The organism is Chryseobacterium sp. 2TAF14, assembly GCF_052115105.1.
Taxonomy (GTDB): domain Bacteria; phylum Bacteroidota; class Bacteroidia; order Flavobacteriales; family Weeksellaceae; genus Chryseobacterium.
This window is the reverse complement of the sequence record NZ_JBFRGA010000002.1, coordinates 1-14,518: the sequence shown is the minus strand read 5'-3', so window position 1 is coordinate 14,518 and position 14,518 is coordinate 1. Positions and strand designations below refer to the sequence as shown.

Below are 14,518 nucleotides of genomic sequence, written 5' to 3'. Positions count from 1 at the left end.
TCTTAGCTATAATAAATACATTTCATAGAATTTATCAGTAATTATATACGTTATAAGGAACAGTATTTGTTGCCTTAAAAATGCTTTGTCCAAAAGCAAAAGATTCATTGCTGGATCTTTAAAAATGGAAAATTTAACATGGAAAATTTAATAGAAAACAAGCTGTTAAAAGCTGACCAGGCTTTTCAGGAATGGAAGAAAGTTCCGTTTGAAGAAAAGCAGAAACTCATTGCAAAAGCTGCAGAAATTTTAAAATCTCAATCTGAAACCTTTGGCGAAATCATTACTAATGAAATGAATAAACCTATTTCTCAGGCTATTTCTGAAGTTGAGAAGTGCGCTTTAATGATGAATTATTATGCCGAAGCTGAAAATATTTTAAGGCCGGAAAAAATAGAATCGGAATATAAAATCTCAGAAATACATTATGTACCAAAAGGTGTAATTCTTGGAGTAATGCCGTGGAATTTCCCGTTTTGGCAGGTTTTGAGATTTGCAACGCCTGCAATTCTGGCAGGAAACACAGTGGTTTTAAAACACGCATCCATCTGTTTCGGAAGTGGTAATGCGATTGAAAAAGTTTTTATTGAAGCCGGTTTTCCGGAAGGTGTTTTCCAGAATCTTGAGGTGGGACATGGCGAAGTAAAAGAAATTTTAGAACATAAAACCATCAAAGGGGTAAGCCTCACCGGAAGCGAAAAAGCAGGAGCTGAAGTAGCAGCAACCGCCGGAAAAAATATCAAAAAATCTTTGCTTGAATTGGGCGGAAGCGATGCTTTCATTGTCTTAGACGATGCCGATCTTGATGAAGCCGCAAAAGTAGGTGCTTTGGCGAGACTTCAGAATTGCGGACAAACCTGTGTTGCAGCCAAAAGATTTATTATCCAGAGAGATATTGAGTTTGATTTTCTTCCGAAATTTATTGAAGAATATAAAAAATATATTCCTGCTGATCCTAAATTGAAAACGACCAAATTATCAGGAATGGCAAGACCGGATCTTGCAGATGATCTTGAAAAACAATATAAGAAAGCTTTGGATCATGGTGCAGAAGCGATCATTCCTCTTGAAAGAATTTCTGAAAATGAGTTTAATCCCGGATTGATCAGGGTAGAAGAGGGAAATCCTATTCTGCAGGAAGAATTATTTGGTCCTTTAGGAATGATTATGATTGCAAAAGATGATGATGATGCTTTGGAAATTGCCAATCATATTCCTTTTGGCCTGTCTAATGCAGTCTGGACGAAAAATGAAGAACGCCAACAGTTTTTTATTGATAATCTTGAATCGGGAACGGTAAACATCAACCGAATGACAAGTTCTGATCCGCGTTTTCCTTTTGGCGGAACCAAGTCTTCCGGTTACGGAACAGAGCTTTCTTTACTGGCTTTAAAAGAGTTTGTGACGGCGAAAACAGTTTTAGGAAAATAACATAAAAAACCTCCCGAAATTCGGGAGGTTTTTGTTTATCCTTTCTTTTGAAATGTTGCAAGCTTCAGTGCATCTTTGATCATCTTTCCCGGTCTGAAAATGGTCTTTACACTTTTGATGCTTGAGGCAGTTACTTCTTCGGCGGTTTCTTTTCCTTCGCTGGAACCACCTGCCTGTAAGGTAAAATACTCACCTACGTATACAATTTTTCCGTCGGCTACATCATCTGCAATTTTAGAAAATGTGCTTTCAAGTACGGCAAGAATGTCGGCTTTTGATACGGTGGAAACTGTAGAAGCATATTTGGCGAGATCTGAAAGAGTTGTTGTGCCGTCGCCTATAATGTCGGCATAGTATTTTTGCGGATCATCAGGGCTTTGAGGATTTCTTTTCTGTACAACTTTAAATTTGATAGCCATTTTTTTTCATTTTTTTTGTGTTAAACATATATTCATCTGTGATACTAATGTACATAAAAAAACGAACGAAATAACGCCTGTAGATAAACATCTACAAATTAAGAATAGTATCTCTGAAAATGAGATGTCTAACTTAAAAAAATTAGACGTCTCATTTGATGAAGTTAGACGTGTAAATTGATAAAGTTACACGTCTAATTTTAAAAGGTGATTATTGTATTGTAAAAAAGGAATAAATATTATTTCTTTAAAAGACTTTCTATAAGCTTGTTTTGTGATTCTATCAGTTGGGTAATCTGTTGCTGTTGAAATGTAATTTGCTCCTGATTCTTTACAAGACTTTCCAGCAACTCTGGAGGAGCCATATTGTTGATCGTAGGATAGTACTGTTGTTGAACTGAACTATTATCGTTGAAGACAGGATTATGATTAACAATATTCTGATCTTTTGTATCTAATAAATTATAAAGATCTATATTATAAATCTCAGAAATTTTCAGCAGGTTATCTGTAGTTGGTTTTGCCTGATCTGTTTCCCAAAGATGATAGGCAGGTTGGGAAACCCTCAACCTGTCGGCGATTTCCGCCTGTGAGAGATTCTTACTGTGTCTAAGATTTCTAAGTTTTACCCCTAAGCTCATTGCAATTTTTTTTCAAAAATACTAATCTTTTTACGATTATAAGATCACTTATCGATTTTATAAGTAAACTTATTAAAAGTATGTATTATTACAATTACTTTTGAAAAACAGCAATGCTATTGTTGCTAAAAAGAATTTTTTATATATTTAGATTCTAAAAACCACAAAAAAAGACAATGGAAAAAAAATTACTTCTCAGGCTCTGCCTGATTCTTATGGTCGCAATCAGTATCTCCTCCTGCAGAACAGACCATCTTCCCGAGCAGGAAACCACTTACAGCAACAGCTCGAAATTTCAGCTTACCTCGAGAAGAATATCTTTAAACGAAGCGAAGCACAAAGAAAAGCTTGTTACCGAGCTTGATAAGGCTGAAGCGAAGATTAAGACATTTTCTAAAACTAATGCTCACGGTAAGATTGTTAATTACGGAAACGGCGTTTCTATCGATACCGATAATGTGATCTATATAGAAAACGGCCCCGATTTTTATACCTATACCTTTCGTATCAACAGGGAAAATGAACCTGAAAATGCTCCTGTAGAGAACCTTGTCTTAAGCCCTTTATCAGACGGAAGCTGGAAAGAAGAGCTGGTTACTTATAGCCTCACCGCTCAGGAGAAGCAGACGATGCTTGCAGACGGTGCGGTAGATCTAAAAGGAAAAATAACCAAAGAGTTGCTACAAAGCGGAACTTATGCACCACAAGTAATGGAAAGAGTGGTCTGCTATGATTATGTAGATGCCTATTACACCATGTGCAGCGGTAACGAACATAATCATGGGGAACTGGCAGATGAAGAAGGAGGTCCGTGTTTAGCAGATACTCAGTCGGTACTGGTAATTACGGTAACAAGGAGATGTAATGACATAGCAGTGGGAGGTAACGATGAGGGTGGAACTCCATCAATACCGTCTGAAGGCGGCGGAAATCAAGGAGGTGGTGGAACAGCGCCTTCTACCCAGCCTTGTGAAGGAAATGGAGTTCCTTCCCAGCCACAAGACCCGAACTCTACTATTGGAGGAAACGAAGGCTGTAATCCAGGAACACCTACTTTACCGAATCTGGAGCCTATAGAATTTGAAGAGCCTAAAACTGATTGTGAACGATTAAAAGAAAAAACAGATGATGCCGCATTCAAACATAAAATGGATAGTTTGAAACAAAGAGTAACACAATTAAACCCTGATTCGCATGAAACCAGTGTAATTGTAACAAAATATAAAGGTAAAATAACCTATTCGATTAAGCAGAGCCCATCAACTTTTCAAATAGATGGTACAAAACGGACAATTAATATACAAACTCAGAATGATATAGCAGGAATACATAACCATTGTCCCGGCGGAATTCCTATGTTTTCCTATCCTGATCTGGTGACCTTTTACGATCATTATAAGTTTTTAGCTGCCTATAGAAAAAATGAATTTTCTATGTTTTTAGTAACTTTTAAAGGAACATCATATGCACTAAGAATGCAGGATATTACAGTATTGGACACTTTATTTAATGGAATAAATTTAGATACAAAAGAAGGTAGGACATTGGCAGAGAATAAGGTCTTAAAAATTTAYGAAAATGATGGAGGACTAAACAGAAATCAAACTTATACCGTTGATATGGCAGAAAAGATGCTGATGAGGGTACTTAATACATCATATTTTGGTAATGGAAATTCTGTATTTCTATATCAATATGAAGATAGTCAATGGAAGAAATTAATACAGAATCCGGATGGAAGTATTCAAAAAATACCATGTCCTCAACCATAACATCTAAATGAATAATTATGAAAAATATATTTTTGTTATCAATTCTTATATTCTTTTCTGTGCAATGTAAAGCGCAGAATAACATCATTGCACTAACAAACTGTAATAAAAAATACGATCATAGTACCGGAGATTATTATCTTAAAGATACTACGAATGAGATGAATAAATATGAAGGCGTATGGAAGTGGTCAAGTGGAAATAGAGAATTTATTCTGACTTTAATAAAACAGGTTAAACATCATTATCGTGAAACCGGAAATGATAATTATTATGAAGATCGTTTAGTTGGCTATTATACTTACAAAGAAAATGGAACTATAATAGCCGATACCTCTTCAGATACAAATTTATCAACTGACTATGGAATGAAAGTAATGTTCATTTTAAACTGTCACTTTCAAATAGCATCTATAGCATTCAATGATTATAAAAAGTATAAAGAATTTGAGGTTCTTTTGGAAAATATATCCCCTACTCAAATAAAAATGAATATGTTTGAAAGAGAGCATGTCATCACTATTAGAAATGGCATACAGATTCCTGCTGAAATGCCACAAGGAGGCAGTACTTTCCCGATGGAAATGATCCTTACAAAGCAGTAATATAAAGCCTCCAATTTTGGAGGTTTTCTAATATCGGTAAGCTTTAACCCAAATTCTGGCAACAACCACTCCCATAGATCCTCCGGGAAGTAGCGGAGCAACAAATCCTGAAAATCCATGTGAAGGAACTATTCCTTCCCAGCCACAAGACCCGAACTCTACTATTGGAGGAAACGAAGGCTGTAATCCAGGAACACCTACTTTACCGAATCTACCACATTTGAATATAACTGATCCTTGCAAAAAAACACAAGCTTCTATCACCGCTGCTAATAATGTTTTGAAAAACCCTGAAGTGCAAACCAAAATGGATGCGGTGTTGAAAGGGAAAATAAATGCACCAAAAGAATGGTCTGTAGCAATTGGACAAAAACCTGATGGCTACGAAGTAACACCCGCTATAGAGCAAGACTCCACAAAAGGAACTGTCCCTTCTTCTCAGCTAATGAATACATATATTGCAGATGGACATTCTCATGCAGGAAACCCGGGAGTACCATCAGGAGGTGACTTGTATAAAATGATAAAAGCTTTGGAAGACAGCCCTGCTCTAAGGTACCGTTATGTGTATGGGAATTACGGTGGATTACCGGAAGTATATGCTTTTGTAATTGACAATCCTGCATTAGCAAAGGATTTTGTAAACCAATTTCCGGAAAGTGAAAATTATGATCCTAAAACACATGGTATTAAAGAAGAAAGCCCTTTAGGTAAAGAATTTTACAGAGCAGAAAATCACGCTTCCGAAGGTAGATTTACAAATTCATCTGGAGAAAATTATGAAAGTCGTGCTGTGGGATTTGCTTATATTTTAGAAAAATATAATGCAGGCATAAGTATTGCCAAAACTGATGCAAACGGCAATCTCAAAAAAATTAATGCTAACGTACAGCAAATAACTGTTCCTAATAGTGGTGGAAAGGTAAAAGAAGGAGTGAAAATTTCAAAATGTCCTTAAATTTAATTTTAAATATATCAATTATGAAAAATATAATTTTTAAAATATTCCTGTCAATCAGTTTATTATTGATCTATAACTGCAAAGCACAAAATTCAAGTGATTATATCACATTCTACAATGGCGTAGTTCCTAAACTCAATACGATTGCTGTAAATAAAACACAGTTCTACGGTCAGAACTTTTCGAACTTCTATAATGAACTTTTAAATAAAAATATTACAGTTGTTAAATTAGGCTATGGATATAAAGAAGATCCGGCATCAAAATATTATGTTTTAAGGTTATTTTTCGAAGATGACGATATGTGGGGGGCTGCATCAGATCTTAACTATCAATATCCTTGGATATCAATTACCTTTGAAAATGAAATTCCCAGCCAGATAAAAAGTATGGTAATGCAAAATTATGGAGTGTGGAACAATACTTTTGTTCAGTTTTTCTCTAATATGAAGATTGAGAAGATTAAGTTTGTTGGTGTAAATGGTTATGATAGTAGTGATTGGTCAGGGAAATAATATAAAAAAATTATTTTTCTTTATAATACTACTTAGTTTATTTACTAATTGTAGTATTAGAAAAAAAAGACTCGTGCATTTTCTTTCAACGTTAGAAAACCTAAAGGTATTACCTCCTACAAAAGAAGAAGCGATAATAATTGAAAAATTACAAGAAGATGCAAGAAAGTTTTCAGAGAAATGTGAAAGAGAAGGTCGCAATTGTTTTATATGTGAGTCATCTTCTAGCGCTAACTTTAAAACAGGTGTAACAGAATTCAGAAAAATAATTTTCGATCAATTTAAAGTAAATGCTGGGTCAAAAGAAGGAGAAAATAAAATACTTGTTACAATTGGTAAGCAAAATAATATTGAGAGTACAGAATTTCTAAAATATACAGACGAAGACAGTAAAAGACAAATTGAAGAAATGTTTAAATCTAAARAATTAAATCAATGGCGTTCTGCAATAAATTCTGGTTTTCCTGTAAAAACACAATTCGAGATAAGTATTTTTATTGAAAAAAGATATAAATGAAAACCTCCCGAATTTCGGGAGGTTTTCATTTATATCAAAAACAATAATTAAATTGTCGTTAATCTCAAAGTATTTGTTTTTCCACCTTCGTAAGACGGCGTTGCATTAATGTTGATTACAAAATCTCCGGTTTCTATATAACCGTGATTGTGCGTCAACATATTTACCTGAATAATGGTTTCATCAGTTGGTTTATTCATGTCATAATAATAAGCACGAACTCCCCAAAGAAGATTCAGCATCGTGATAACTCTTTTATTTCCACTGAAAACAATGATGTGAGAGTTTGGTCTGTGTGCCGATAACTGGAACGCTGTGTAACCTGAACTTGTAAGTGTAACGATTGCGGTAACGTTGGTACTTTTCGCAATTCTTACGGCAGCAAGACAAACCCTGTTTGTAATGAAACGCTCGTCGATACAGTTGTAATCTTTTTCGATAGGTTCGTTTTTGTGCTGATAGAAATTGGTCATTTCGATGTTCTTCACAATTTTTGCCATATTTTCTACCACCTGAACAGGATATCTTCCTACAGAAGTTTCACCCGAAAGCATTACTGCATCGGCCCCGTCTAATACTGAGTTGGCAACGTCATTTACTTCTGCTCTGGTTGGTGTTAAGCTGTTGATCATCGTTTCCATCATCTGGGTTGCGATAATTACAGGTTTTGAATAGAATCTTGCTCTTTCAACCAAATTTTTCTGGATCGCAGGAACTTCTTCCATCGGAACTTCTATAATATCCTGTGCATGACGTACGAATGAAAGAGCGATCCAGTCTACTTCCATATCCATCATAAAGTTGGCATCCTGAATATCTTTTTCTGTCAAAGCAGGAAGCGAAACATTCGTATTCGGAAGATTTACTCCTTTTTTAGAACTCAATGGTCCACCCTGAATGGTTTTAGCTTTTACGGTATCTACATTATTGGTTTCAAGAACTTCAAGAACAAGTTTACCGTCATCAATTAAGATTCTTTCTCCAACTTTTACATCCTGAGGAAACTGCTGATAAGTCATATAAACTTTGGTGGAATCTCCTTCAATTTTTTCGTTGGTAAAGGTAAGAATGTCTCCCGGGTTAAGGTAAGACCCTTCTTTTACAACACCAACTCTCAATTTCGGGCCCTGTAAATCTCCTAAAATACTTACTGAATAACCATATTCCTTATTAAGGTCTCTGATGATTTGTATATTTGAACGAACTAAATCGTAATCGGCGTGAGAGAAGTTTATTCTAAAAACGTCAACACCCGCTCTCATCAATCCTAACATTACCTCCTTCGAAGATGAAGCAGGCCCAAGTGTTGCAATAATTTTTGTCTTCTTTAAATACTTATTCATAATACTGTATTATTTGATAAAGCTCTTCTTCAGAACTCAGATTGTAATCTTGAATCGGAAATGCAAGATTTTCAGCCAGCAAAATTACGGAAAAATCAGGAAACTGTTCCGAACTGTGCAGAATATATTCTACTTCTGGATGATTATTTAATAAAAATTTAATGTTTTCTTCTTCTGCGAAGAGTTCAGTTTGTAATTTTTTTTGATTACTTTCTGAAGATTTGTTGGAAATAAAAGTAAAACAGGTTTTGGTATGCTTGTGATAAGCTTCAAACCTGGGAAAATAAAAATCATAATAAGACCCGTTAAAGACAAGGTCTTCTATTCTTGAAAATTTTAAATCGTTGATTTGATTAATTTTGAAAAAAAACTCATGATCCGGTATATGTTTTACTAATCTTACCAAGGCGATGGTAATATCTTCAAATTCTATATCGTCGAGATCATAAAGTTTTTGAATTTCCAAGTATATTTTCTTTTTTATTTAAAATATAAAATGCTCTTTGTGCAGCTTTTTCTTCTGCTTTTTTCTTTGAAGTTTCGGTGGCGTTCGAAATCTTTTCATTTCCCAGCCAGACATGGCATCGGAAGACGACAGATTTATTGACCTGAATTTCTTCGCAGGTTTCGTACTTTATATTGAGTTTCTTTTTCTGGCTCCATTCCAGCAAAAGACCTTTGTAGCTTACGATCTTATTTTCAAGCTTATTGATTTCTGTTGGCGTAAGGAGTCTATCCAAAACGATTTTTTTGCAAATATCGTATTGAAAATCCAGATAAACAGCACCAATCAGCGCCTCAAAGAGATTTCCTGAGATGTTTTCTCCTAAAGCAACCGTATGATTGTTTTTTTGTAAAAGATCGGTAAGCTTTAAATCTTCTCCTAATTTGTTGAGATTCTTTCTGTTTACAATCTTAGATTTCATCTGCGTCATATATCCTTCATTCGCTTTAGGATAAGTTTGAAACAGATGGCACGAAACGATTGTACCCAAAACGGAATCTCCTAAAAATTCAAGCCTTTCGTAATTGCTTTCCTGATTTTTAGAAGAAGTTTTAATTGAAAAAGCCTCACGGTAAAAGCTGACATTTTGAACCTCGATCCCTAAAATTTTATTTAGTTCTGTGCTCAGGAAATAGTCTCTTTCCGTAAGTTGTCTTTTTCTTTTTTTGATAAGGAATTTAGAAAAGTATTTCTGTAACTCCATTCAGTAATAATTAGATTTTCTTAAACAGAACACAAGCATTGTGTCCACCAAATCCGAAAGTATTACTCATGGCAACTTTTACATCTTTTTTTACAGCTTCGTTGAATGTGAAATTAAGTCTGCTGTCGATGTTCTCATCATCAGTAAAATGGTTGATTGTAGGAGGAACAATACCATGAATAATAGTTCCTAAAGCAGCAATTGCTTCAATAACTCCGGCTGCACCCAAAAGGTGACCCGTCATTGATTTTGTAGAATTAATCTGAATGTCGTAAGCATGCTCACCCAATAATCTTGAAATTGCGTTTGATTCTGCAATGTCTCCTAATGGAGTAGATGTACCATGCATATTGATATGATCTACTTCATCAGCAGTTAAACCTGCGTCTTCCAAGCAATTTTTCATTACTAAATAAGCTCCTAAACCTTCAGGATGCGGTGCCGTCATGTGATGTGCGTCTGCACTCATACCGCCACCCAATAATTCTGCATAAATTGTTGCACCACGCTTCACAGCGTGTTCGTATTCTTCAAGAATGATACATCCTGCTCCTTCACCCAAAACAAAACCATCTCGGTCTTTGTCAAAAGGTCTTGAAGCTGTTGTAGGATCGTCATTTCTTGTAGACAGTGCCATCATTGCATTAAATCCTCCAACACCACTTGCCGTAACGGCAGCTTCAGAGCCTCCGCAAACGATAACGTCTGCTTTGCCGAGCTGAATAAGCATTTTAGAATCAATTAATGCGTTTGCAGATGATGCACAGGCAGAAACTGTAGTGTAATTGGGACCGTGGAAACCATATTCTATAGAGATATGCCCCGGTGTAATGTCCGCAATCATTTTAGGAATAAAGAAAGGGTTGAATCTTGGGATGTCTGTATTTGCCCAGCCCAAAACTTCGGTTTCGAAAGTTTCTAAACCACCAATTCCTGATCCCCAAATCACTCCGACTCTGTTTTTATCAACATTGTCTTTCATGATTCTTGAATGGCTCACTGCTTCTCTTGCAGCAACCAGCCCAAGCTGGGTGTTTCTATCCATTTTTTTAGCCTCTTTCTTATCGAAATAGTCTAATGGATTGAAGTTTTTCACCTCGCAGGCGAACTTGGTCTTGAAATTTGTGGCATCAAAAAGAGTAATAGGAGCGGCTCCGCTCTTGCCTTTTACAAGACTTTCCCAGTATTCATTCGCATTATTACCGACGGGTGTTATTGCGCCAAAACCAGTTACAACTACTCTTTTTAATTCCATAAATTTTGTAAATTTTCTTTGTTGAAGAATATTATTTATTTACTACTTCTTCTATATAAGCGATAGCGTGCCCTACAGTAGTAATTTTTTCAGCTTGGTCATCAGGGATTTGGATGTTAAATTCTTTTTCAAATTCCATGATTAACTCAACTGTATCTAGTGAGTCTGCTCCTAAATCATTTGTGAAGCTAGCCTCAGGAGTTACTTCTGTTTCTTCAACGTCAAGCTTATCAGCGATGATAGCTTTTACTCTTGATGCAATGTCTGACATAGTAAATTTATTTTTTATTGTTAGATGGTGCAAATATATAAAATTCTTTACGATAAAACATTTTTTTAACCTTTTTTGTCGGGTGAGTGGTAATTATTTATTATATTTTGAGGTAGTCTTTTCGTAATCAGTGTTTTATATTCGTTGTGTTTTTTGATTGAATTTTAAAATATTGCTGACTTTGCTTCGAGATATTTATGGCAAGTAATTTACTTATTAAGATGTAAGGTTATTTTGATTGATTTTAAAATAGATTCATAGCTGAAAAACAGTAGTTCTATGCTTTATATTTGCGTTTTAAAAATAAATAGTAATGTCGACTGCTGCTCATATGTTGGTTCCGATGACGGATTTTGTAATTGAATATTATTCTCATGAAGGATATGCAGATCTTCATACACTTAAGGTGATGAATAATTATGCTAAATTTCTTAAGACACCTTTGTCGCTTGAAATGTTTGTACCAACAGATCACCTGGGTAATATTTTGAAGGAGCCTAAAAATTACTCAGACTGGAAATCTTTATCTCACAATAAAATGTTGGATGGAAACGATTCACCTTCAATGCTTGATGAATATAAATATTACAGCAGAGCGGAGAATAAGTGTCTGTTTGATGGTTTTCGGGTTGTATATAATGGTTTTTCGGTTATCAGAATTGTAGCCGCTTATAATGAAGTTATTGAATTGTCTTTCAATAAGGTTGACGGTAAGTTTCAGCATTATACTACGATAGAGTCTCTTCTGGGTTTTGATGCTGTTTTTCTTTCGACAACAGCGTTGAAAAAAATTGGATTAAAAGTTTAGCTGATAATTAATAAAAAAAACAGGAACATTTCAAGTGTTCCTGTTTTTTTGTGGAGTTGGAGGGACTATAATACTTTATTCTATCTGTATTTAATTTATTTACGTGTTTTATGTGTGATTTTCAAATGATTGATAATTAGGTATTTGAGGTTTTTTATTTTTTGTATTAAGTAAGATGTTATAAGATGAGGTAAAAATAATTCTTAAAAATGTTTACTAAATGTTTACTAACTATTAACTTTGCTAAAAATATTTTAGTAGTGCTATGGCAACAGTAACATATCTTCTTCAATCCGATTCCAACAACGCCACTATCCACTGTTATTTTTCAGTTGGGCGAGGGAGCTTATTTAAACGTAAAACTCGCGAAYCAATCAATTCAAAGCATTGGAATATAAAAAAGAAATTTCCTATTGATTTAAAATCTGGAACGGAGAGAGTTTTAAAGGAGCATCAAGACTTAAAAATTAGGCTGAATGAACTATCTAATTTTATTCTTTCAGAATATCGTAAGAGAAATGACTCGGAAGTTATTAATGGTAAGTGGCTTGAAGAAATTATTGAAGCATATTATACTGGAGGTAGGAAAATTAAACAAATGGATTATTTGGATAATTATCTAAAGCACTACAAGGAGGAGGTTCTTCCTTTTAGAAAGCATCGTGGTCGATTGATTTCTGCTTCTACAGTTAAAAAGCAAAAAACGATAATTAAGAAAATTCTTGAATTTGTGGATTCGCTTAATTTGCGCCCAAAAGTGTCGGATTATGATATTAAGATGTCAAATAAGTTTGAGTTATTTTTAGAGAATCAGGGTATTGCTAAAGGTACAATTGGGAGGTATGTAAAGTATCCAAAAACAATTATAGGGCATGCTACTTCGTTAGGCTTACAGACTAGTAGTACTCTTTCAGATATTAAAGGTTATACAACGGACACTCCAACGATTTTTATCACAGAAGGCGAGCTGAATTCTATCGCAAGCATTACTTTTTTAGATCCTAAATTGGAGGCTGCAAAACATTGGCTAATAATAGGGTTTTACACCGGACAACGGGCTTCTGATCTGTTAAAAATGAACAAGAAAAAGTTAATTCTGAAAGAAGGGAGGTTGTGTTTGAACCTTAGTCAACAAAAGACAAAGCATCCTGTTTTAATACCACTAAGGAAACAGGTCTTAGATATTCTCAATCTCCGAAATGGTGAGTTTCCGGTGTCATTTTCTGACAACATTGAAAGTGCTAAAACGATTTTCAACGAAAGTCTTAAACTAATTGCTAAGCAAGCCGATTTGAATCGTTTAGACTGGGGTAAGAAATGGAATTACAACACAAAGAGATATGATTATGGACAATACCCTTTACATGATATCATAAGCTCGCATGTTTGCAGGAGGTCGTTTGCTACACATAATTATGCAAAAATGCCTACTCCTGTTATTATGGCTGTAACTGGRCATAAGACTGAAAAAGAGTTTTTAAATTATATTGGTAAAGATTTCAATGACCTATCAATGCAGATGTTTACATATTGGGAGGAAGAAGAACAAAAAAGTGTTGAAGTAAAAGAAAATTTAAAAAGTAGTAATGGGTAGTACTTTAGCATCGATCGACGAAAGTATTAGGATTGTGCACAGCATCGCCGTAGATGCTAATTATTTTAATGAAATAATTTATAGAATACATGAAGATGTAAGATTTATAATTACGCCGTTTTACTCTCATTTTCATCCAAAATACGAAGTTGAGGTTACGAATTATAATTTAAATCTTTATAAATTTCTATTAAAAAATGAGAAATTGTTAGTGGAAATTCTTTATAATGAAGAGTACATGAATAGATTCATTGACGGAAAGAATAAATTTAAAGACAAATGGTCACATTTAAATCCGCATAATTTCAAAACATGGAATACTCTTCTTCATTTATTCAAAACTAGAAAGCTTACAGAAATTTTAAGTAAACAAGAAGTGTTTACAAAAGATGAAATCTTAAAATCATTTGAACATTCTGGATTTCTTCATGAATATTTAGAATTTGAAGAATCTTATTCTTTATCTGTCCTAAGTTATCTGTCACTGCGAAATAGTCAACTTAATAATTTTTCGGAGTTTAAAATCCCTATCTCCTCTTATTACTCCTATAATTTACCTCCTGCCGAATCAGAGGAAGTTACAATAGATGTTAAGGTTGAGTTTATTATCTTAAATGAAACAAGGCAGCTTGATCAATACAAAGGGACATCGACAAATTCCGAATTAGCGGATATTGTTTCTCGTATCATTAATAATAAATACAAAAAATTCAAAGTTAAAAATCCATGTACTAAAAACAATATTAAGAATATTCTTACGGCTGACAATTATTTTCCTGATTATACTCTTTCTCAATCAGCTTATAAAAAAAGTAATGTAAAAAAGGCAATAAAATTACTTACGGAAATGAATTTTCCCTTAACGCGTTGCAAGTATCTACCTCAACTAAGATTAAAGGAACCTTCATGGTTTGATTAAGAAATAACAGTTTTCTTCACTTTTTAAAAACTGTTACACCTTATTTTGCTTCATAAAAAATAAAGTAAATGGAAAAAATAAAAGTTGAGATGGAAATTTCTGAAGAAAATCTTCAAATTGTGGTTGATAAGATTTCGCAAAGTGTTTGTGGTGATGTAAGAGCTGTGTTGAATAATATTCCAAGATCTCACGAATATCTTTCTGCAAACGATATTTGTAATCGTTTTGGGATTACAAAGCCGACTGTACATGAGTGGAG

The 14,518-nt window shown here is 34.3% G+C and carries 18 protein-coding genes; 10 read left to right on the top strand and 8 right to left on the bottom strand.

The window, feature by feature from the left end:
* Positions 1 to 138: 138 nt before the first annotated feature.
* The gene (locus AB4Y90_RS00455; protein WP_441555205.1) at positions 139 to 1,431 is read left to right on the top strand and encodes an aldehyde dehydrogenase family protein; all 1,293 of its coding nucleotides are present in this window, start codon (positions 139 to 141) and stop codon (positions 1,429 to 1,431) included.
* 35 nt (positions 1,432 to 1,466) lie between these two features.
* Here AB4Y90_RS00455 and AB4Y90_RS00450 read toward each other — a convergent pair whose 3' ends face one another.
* A complete protein-coding gene (locus tag AB4Y90_RS00450; RefSeq protein ID WP_441555204.1) occupies positions 1,467 to 1,850 on the bottom strand; it encodes a DNA-binding protein in 384 nt (127 codons plus the stop codon).
* Between the two features lie 239 nt (positions 1,851 to 2,089).
* Positions 2,090 to 2,491 (bottom strand): helix-turn-helix domain-containing protein, encoded by a 402-nt coding sequence (locus tag AB4Y90_RS00445; RefSeq protein ID WP_441555203.1) that lies wholly within the window; start codon positions 2,489 to 2,491, stop codon positions 2,090 to 2,092.
* 176 nt (positions 2,492 to 2,667) lie between these two features.
* On the opposite strand from AB4Y90_RS00445, the gene AB4Y90_RS00440 reads away from it, so the two are divergent.
* Both AB4Y90_RS00440 and AB4Y90_RS00435 read left to right on the top strand, forming a co-directional pair.
* Positions 2,668 to 4,263, top strand: coding sequence for a hypothetical protein (locus AB4Y90_RS00440; RefSeq protein WP_441555202.1), 1,596 nt, complete (start codon positions 2,668 to 2,670; stop codon positions 4,261 to 4,263).
* A gap of 17 nt (positions 4,264 to 4,280) precedes the next feature.
* Positions 4,281 to 4,868, top strand: a complete 588-nt coding sequence (locus tag AB4Y90_RS00435) for a DUF6705 family protein (RefSeq protein WP_441555201.1) — start codon at positions 4,281 to 4,283, stop codon at positions 4,866 to 4,868.
* 27 nt (positions 4,869 to 4,895) lie between these two features.
* Here the strand turns inward: AB4Y90_RS00435 and AB4Y90_RS00430 are convergent, their stop codons facing one another.
* Positions 4,896 to 5,111 (bottom strand): hypothetical protein, encoded by a 216-nt coding sequence (locus tag AB4Y90_RS00430; RefSeq protein WP_441555200.1) that lies wholly within the window; start codon positions 5,109 to 5,111, stop codon positions 4,896 to 4,898.
* Here AB4Y90_RS00430 and AB4Y90_RS00425 point away from each other — a divergent pair.
* From AB4Y90_RS00425 to AB4Y90_RS00415, 3 genes are read left to right on the top strand one after another with little or no spacing between them, the layout of a single operon-like run.
* A complete protein-coding gene (locus tag AB4Y90_RS00425; protein WP_441555199.1) occupies positions 5,089 to 5,826 on the top strand; it encodes a hypothetical protein in 738 nt (245 codons plus the stop codon). The genes AB4Y90_RS00430 and AB4Y90_RS00425 overlap by 23 nt on opposite strands.
* Before the next feature lie 23 nt (positions 5,827 to 5,849).
* Complete coding sequence (locus tag AB4Y90_RS00420) at positions 5,850 to 6,344, top strand: hypothetical protein (protein WP_441555198.1); 495 nt, start codon at positions 5,850 to 5,852, stop codon at positions 6,342 to 6,344.
* Positions 6,316 to 6,861 carry a hypothetical protein gene (locus tag AB4Y90_RS00415; RefSeq protein WP_441555197.1) on the top strand — a complete coding sequence of 182 codons (546 nt, stop codon included), beginning with the start codon at positions 6,316 to 6,318 and terminating at the stop codon, positions 6,859 to 6,861. Before AB4Y90_RS00420 ends, AB4Y90_RS00415 begins: the two co-directional genes overlap by 29 nt.
* A gap of 47 nt (positions 6,862 to 6,908) precedes the next feature.
* Here AB4Y90_RS00415 and AB4Y90_RS00410 read toward each other — a convergent pair whose 3' ends face one another.
* Genes AB4Y90_RS00410 through AB4Y90_RS00390 form a run of 5 tightly spaced genes read right to left on the bottom strand, consistent with a single transcriptional unit; the run spans position 6,909 to position 10,938 of the window.
* On the bottom strand, positions 6,909 to 8,204 hold the full coding sequence (locus tag AB4Y90_RS00410) for a pyruvate kinase (protein ID WP_441555196.1): 1,296 nt from the start codon (positions 8,202 to 8,204) through the stop codon (positions 6,909 to 6,911).
* Positions 8,197 to 8,670: an IPExxxVDY family protein gene (locus AB4Y90_RS00405; protein ID WP_441555195.1), complete on the bottom strand. Its 474-nt coding sequence runs from the start codon at positions 8,668 to 8,670 to the stop codon at positions 8,197 to 8,199. Before AB4Y90_RS00405 ends, AB4Y90_RS00410 begins: the two co-directional genes overlap by 8 nt.
* On the bottom strand, positions 8,648 to 9,412 hold the full coding sequence (rnc, locus tag AB4Y90_RS00400; protein WP_441555194.1) for a ribonuclease III: 765 nt from the start codon (positions 9,410 to 9,412) through the stop codon (positions 8,648 to 8,650). The genes AB4Y90_RS00405 and rnc overlap by 23 nt, the downstream gene beginning before the upstream one ends.
* A 10-nt stretch (positions 9,413 to 9,422) precedes the next feature.
* Positions 9,423 to 10,667: a beta-ketoacyl-ACP synthase II gene (gene fabF, locus AB4Y90_RS00395; RefSeq protein ID WP_441555193.1), complete on the bottom strand. Its 1,245-nt coding sequence runs from the start codon at positions 10,665 to 10,667 to the stop codon at positions 9,423 to 9,425.
* Positions 10,668 to 10,698: 31 nt separating this feature from the next.
* Positions 10,699 to 10,938, bottom strand: a complete 240-nt coding sequence (locus AB4Y90_RS00390) for an acyl carrier protein (RefSeq protein ID WP_002976354.1) — start codon at positions 10,936 to 10,938, stop codon at positions 10,699 to 10,701.
* Positions 10,939 to 11,251: 313 nt separating this feature from the next.
* Between AB4Y90_RS00390 and AB4Y90_RS00385 the strand changes: the two genes are divergently transcribed.
* The 4 genes from AB4Y90_RS00385 to AB4Y90_RS00370 form a co-directional block, all read left to right on the top strand.
* The gene (locus AB4Y90_RS00385) at positions 11,252 to 11,746 is read left to right on the top strand and encodes a hypothetical protein (RefSeq protein WP_441555192.1); all 495 of its coding nucleotides are present in this window, start codon (positions 11,252 to 11,254) and stop codon (positions 11,744 to 11,746) included.
* 265 nt (positions 11,747 to 12,011) lie between these two features.
* On the top strand, positions 12,012 to 13,340 hold the full coding sequence (locus AB4Y90_RS00380) for a tyrosine-type recombinase/integrase (protein ID WP_441555191.1): 1,329 nt from the start codon (positions 12,012 to 12,014) through the stop codon (positions 13,338 to 13,340).
* Entirely contained in the window at positions 13,333 to 14,259 is a 927-nt protein-coding gene (locus tag AB4Y90_RS00375; RefSeq protein ID WP_441555190.1) for a hypothetical protein, read from the top strand. The genes AB4Y90_RS00380 and AB4Y90_RS00375 overlap by 8 nt, the downstream gene beginning before the upstream one ends.
* Before the next feature lie 68 nt (positions 14,260 to 14,327).
* The coding region (locus AB4Y90_RS00370) for a hypothetical protein (RefSeq protein WP_441555189.1) at positions 14,328 to 14,518 on the top strand (191 nt) is incomplete at its 3' end.